This window comes from Pseudomonas edaphica (genome assembly GCF_005863185.1).
Lineage (GTDB): Bacteria > Pseudomonadota > Gammaproteobacteria > Pseudomonadales > Pseudomonadaceae > Aquipseudomonas > Aquipseudomonas edaphica.
Window position 1 is genome coordinate 1 of sequence record NZ_VBVZ01000510.1, and the last position, 4,555, is coordinate 4,555.

A 4,555-nucleotide genomic window follows, 5' to 3' on the forward strand; every position below is an offset into this window, starting at 1 on the left:
GCGTAGTACTCTGGTGAATTCCAGGTTTTAACGAAGACTCTGTCGATTTCAACGGTAGTTTTCAGAGGCGCCTCAGAGGAAGAACCCACTGATAGCCTGGCGAATTCGAGCCAGTCATCCACAGGCACAGCGGCAAAGCCTTCATATAGACCGACGTTGTAATTAGCCGCATGCCAGACCACTTTGCTTGACTCAGAGCAACGCGTGCAGCTTTCTGCCCCGACGACATTCACGATATCAGCCTGAATAACCCTGCTCTTGATCGCTTCCAACTGAGCCGGCGTAGAGTACGAAGCAAAATGCAGTTGATTCGTCACGCAGCCGCTGAGCAAACCGAGGAAAAGTAAAACGATCAGATGCCTCACAGTCCGTAACCGCCCTTGGAATCAGCCACCGACAGGTCAAGGTAAAGGCATTTAACAATGGCGTTATCGCCCTCGTCATATATATCCGGGATGTAGAAGCTCATTCCCAGTGCCTTCGCGTCAATACCGGCGTTATCTGATAAAAATGCGACTTCGTGAAGGCGCAGCGTCTTTTTAAGATCGTCGCAAGTCATTCCGACCAGGATTTCCCCTTTCCATGAAAATTGGCTGCCTTGGAAAAACTCCACGCCCTTGAGCTGATCAGTTTCATCGTAGTAAAGATGAAGACGCTGTACGTCATAGGCGTCTGTGGTATTCATCGACTCAGCTGTCTTTTTGAACGTTTCGAATGCCTTTCCCAAGATTGCGCGGGCCTGTTCCCGAGGCATACCAAAACGCAGTGAGCCAACCGAGCCCGGTGTTAAAAACTCAAAAGCAGACATCATTCAATCCTTCGAAAACTCAAATTCATCATTGAACAAGTATTACTGGGTACGCGCCACACCCGTCCCAAACCGCCGAATCGCCAGGCAATACCCGATCAACGCCACCGCTGCCAACGCCCCGCCCGCCACGCCGATCCAGGCGAAGCCGAAGTGGCTGCCGACCCAACTGCCCATCAGGGCGCCGCCGCCGATGCCGATGTTGTAGATGCCGGAGAACATTGCCATGGCCACGTCGGTGGCGTCCGGTGCCAGCACCAGCACCTTCGATTGCATGGCGAGGCCGAAGCCCATGATGGCCATGCCCCAGAAAATGCTCAGTATCACCAGGTACGACTCGGCGCCGCTCAAGGGCAGCATCAGGGTCAAGCAGGCCGCGAGCAGGAACACTGCGCTGACCACGAAAATATGCGGGTTGAAACGGTGCACCAGGCTGAACAGCAGCGAGCCGATGATGCCCGCGCCGCCGAACACCAGCAAAATCAGGGTTACGGCGCCACCGCCCAAACCGGCCACGCCTTCGACGAAGGGTTCGATGTAGCTGTAGGCGGTGAATTGCGCGGTGACGGTCATGGCGGTGAGCACGTACAGCGCCACCAGTGCTGGGCGTTTGAACAGCAACGGCAGGCTGCGCAGCGAGCCGGAGTTCTGGCTCGGCAGCGGCGGCAAGGTGCGCGCCAGCCAGAACACCAGCGCGCCAGCGAACGCGGCGATCACCAGGAAGGTGGTGCGCCAGCCCATGGCTTCGCCGAGCAGGCGGCCCAGCGGAATGCCCAACACCATCGCCAGGGACGTGCCGGTGGCCAATAACCCAAGGGCTTGCACCTGCTTGCCTTCCGGCGCCAGGCGCACGGCCAGGGACGCGGTAATTGACCAGAACAGCGCGTGGGACAACGCAATGCCGATGCGACTGACCATCAGCAGGCCAAAACTGTTGGCGACGCTGGAGAGGATATGGCTGGCGATAAACAGGCCGAACAGCACGATCAGCAACTTGCGCCGCTCGACGTTGCGCGTCAGCAGCATCACCGGCAACGAGGTCAGCGAAACGATCCAGGCATAGATGGTGAGCATCAAGCCGACGCTGGCGATGGGCATGTCGAAGCTCGCACCGATGGCGCTGAGCAGCCCCACGGGCACGAATTCGGTGGTATTGAACACAAAGGCGGCCAGCGCCAAGGCGATGACCGGTTGCCAATTGGCTTGGGGCGTTGCGGCTGAAATGCTCATTGGCGGGCGAGATACTCTGGCGATGATCCAACGGCCGCGCAGAACAGCGCCGCCGCCGGGCATTCTATAGGTTTCTTGGCCCGCTGTTGACGCGGATCGTCGCCCGAAGGCTTAGGGCGAGGTCATGGTAATCACGTAGTTGCCCGACTGGATCGCCTTGCCAGCGGCATCCACCAGCAAGTAACTCTGGTTGTAATAACGCCCATCGCCGCTGTCTGCCACCAGCTTTACATGGGCGGCGTTGACGCTGGCCACTGGCGCAATATTGCGCACCTCGAAGCGACTACCACGATTGGAACTGGCGCACCCGGTCAACTCCATCACCGCGCCACTGCGCGCATTTGTCGCACAGCCGGGTTCGACGATGGCGCCGCGAAATTGAATGGTGCCCTGCCCTATGGTCTGCGCGGCACCACAGGCTCCCGCCCATAGGCAAAACAGGCCGGTTAATACCGAAATACCTTTAACGTTCATGCCGACACTCCTTATTGGGCTCTCAATAAGGAAGTCGTCTGCTCGAGCGTTAACTTGAGGTCAATCTTGCCAAGGTGTGCGCTGGATCACGGATCGACCTGGCCCATCATCTCGGAGATGCTTTCCGGGCGCTTGGCATAACGCTGCGCCAGCGCCGCGCAGACCATCAACTGGATCTGGTGAAACAGCATCAACGGCAAGATCAGCACGCCCATGGTCGCCCCGGCGAACAGCACCTGGGCCATCGGTACACCGGTGGCCAGGCTTTTCTTCGAGCCACAGAACAAGATGGTGATGCGGTCTTCCTGGTTAAACCCAAATGCCTTGCCCAACACGGCGGAGGCCACCAGCACCAAGCCCAGCAACACGCAGCAGGCGACGACCAGACCGCCCAGCTCCCACAACGGGATCTGGTGCCAGATGCCTTCGTTGACCGCTTCGCTGAACGCGCCATACACCACCAGCAGAATCGAGCCCTGGTCGACGAACTTCAGCCAGGACTTGTTACGCCCCACCCACTCGCCAATCCAGCGCCGGGCGATCTGCCCGGCCACAAAAGGCAGCAACAGCTGCACGCTGATTTTCAGGATGGCGTCGACCGTGGAGCCGCCATCGCCGTGTACGTTAAGCAGCAAGGTCACCAGCAACGGCGTCAGGAAGATGCCGAACAGGCTGGAGGCCGCCGCGCTGCAGATGGCTGCCGGGATGTTGCCGCGGGCCAGCGAGGTGAAGGCAATCGCCGATTGCACCGTGGCCGGCAGCGCACACAGATACAGCATGCCCATGTACAGGTCGTTGCCGATCAGCGGCGACAGCAGCGGCTTGAGCGCCAGGCCCAACAATGGGAACAGCACAAAAGTCAGGCTGAACACCAGCAAATGCAGGCGCCAATGCCCGGCACCGGCAACGATGGCCTGGCGTGACAGCTTGGCGCCGTGCAGGAAAAACAGCAGCGCAATGGCCAGGTTCGTCACCCAGCCGAAGGCCACGGCGGTCTGGCCGCTGGCCGGCAGCAGTGACGCAAGGATCACCGTGGCGATCAGGGTCAGGGTGAAGTTGTCAGGTAGAAAACGCGGGCGGGTCATAAGCAAATCTTCCAGGGGTTGCCAAGAGCATCGCTGCGACTCTAACTTAACGGCCTGTTACCGACTAACGCCAATGAGCCAGTAAATGCCGCCTAAAGGACATGACAAGACGGTTAGGCGCAGTGTGCCCGGGCTTTCCAGCCTGCCACGCCCGGTGTATGGCCGCACCGAATCGCTGCCCAACCGCGCGCTGACCCGCCGGCACAGCCACCCGTGGGTGCAGTTGTCGTATGCGATTTCGGGGGTGCTGGAGATCCAGACCAGTGTCGGCCGTTTCGTCGCCCCGCCCCAGCGCGCCGTGTGGATTCCTGCGGGCGTACCGCACCGGGTGTTCAGCTCACCGCACACGGAAATGCGCAGCCTGTACCTCGATTGCAGCGTCACCGCCTGGGCGGCCGAGCGTTGCCAGGTGCTGGAGGTGAGCAGTTTGTTGCGCGAGTTGATCCGCAGTTTCAGCGAGTTGCCGGTGGAGTATGCCGAGGACGGCCCGGACGGGCGGCTGGCCCAGGTGGTGCTCGACCAACTGGCGGCCGCGCCCCAGGTGGATTTGATGCTGCCGTTGCCCCATGACCCACGGCTGCGGCAGATTTACCGCAGCCTGAACCTGCACCCGGAGCAGCAGACCACCCTGGGTGACTGGAGCCACAAGCTTGGGGTCAGTGAAAAGACCCTGAGCCGGTTGTTTTTGAGTGATACCGGGCTGACCTTTCGCGCCTGGCGTCAGCGCCTGCGCTTGCTCAGCGCCCTACCCGCGCTGGAGCAAGGCGAGCGGGTGACGGATGTGGCGCTGGGGTGTGGGTATGAGTCGACGTCGGCGTTTATTAATGCGTTTCGGCAGCAGTTTGAGTCCACCCCAGGTGAATTCTTCCGCTGACACATAGACAACAACGATCCACTGTGGGAGCTGGCTTGCCTGCGATAGCATCAACTCGGTGTACCTGACACACCGAGGAGCCTG

At 60.1% G+C, this 4,555-nt stretch carries 5 protein-coding genes and 1 pseudogene; 1 reads left to right on the top strand and 5 read right to left on the bottom strand.

Annotation, left to right across the window (positions count from 1 at the left end; all coding sequences use genetic code 11):
- From FEM54_RS25400 to FEM54_RS25420, 5 genes and pseudogenes are all read right to left on the bottom strand, one after another.
- Window positions 1-365 (bottom strand): annotated as a pseudogene (locus tag FEM54_RS25400) (hypothetical protein); the annotation flags it as partial.
- On the bottom strand, window positions 362-808 hold the full coding sequence (locus tag FEM54_RS25405) for a hypothetical protein (RefSeq protein ID WP_138453531.1): 447 nt from the start codon (window positions 806-808) through the stop codon (window positions 362-364). The gene FEM54_RS25405 and the pseudogene FEM54_RS25400, both read right to left, overlap by 4 nt.
- A gap of 42 nt (window positions 809-850) precedes the next feature.
- Window positions 851-2,038: a sugar transporter gene (locus FEM54_RS25410; RefSeq protein ID WP_138453532.1), complete on the bottom strand. Its 1,188-nt coding sequence runs from the start codon at window positions 2,036-2,038 to the stop codon at window positions 851-853.
- Window positions 2,039-2,149: 111 nt separating this feature from the next.
- Complete coding sequence (locus tag FEM54_RS25415) at window positions 2,150-2,512, bottom strand: hypothetical protein (protein WP_017137735.1); 363 nt, start codon at window positions 2,510-2,512, stop codon at window positions 2,150-2,152.
- A gap of 86 nt (window positions 2,513-2,598) precedes the next feature.
- Window positions 2,599-3,597 carry a bile acid:sodium symporter family protein gene (locus FEM54_RS25420; RefSeq protein WP_138453533.1) on the bottom strand — a complete coding sequence of 333 codons (999 nt, stop codon included), beginning with the start codon at window positions 3,595-3,597 and terminating at the stop codon, window positions 2,599-2,601.
- A gap of 85 nt (window positions 3,598-3,682) precedes the next feature.
- Here FEM54_RS25420 and FEM54_RS25425 point away from each other — a divergent pair, with 85 nt between their 5' ends.
- A complete protein-coding gene (locus tag FEM54_RS25425; protein WP_017137733.1) occupies window positions 3,683-4,471 on the top strand; it encodes an AraC family transcriptional regulator in 789 nt (262 codons plus the stop codon).
- The last annotated feature ends 84 nt before the right edge of the window (window positions 4,472-4,555 follow it).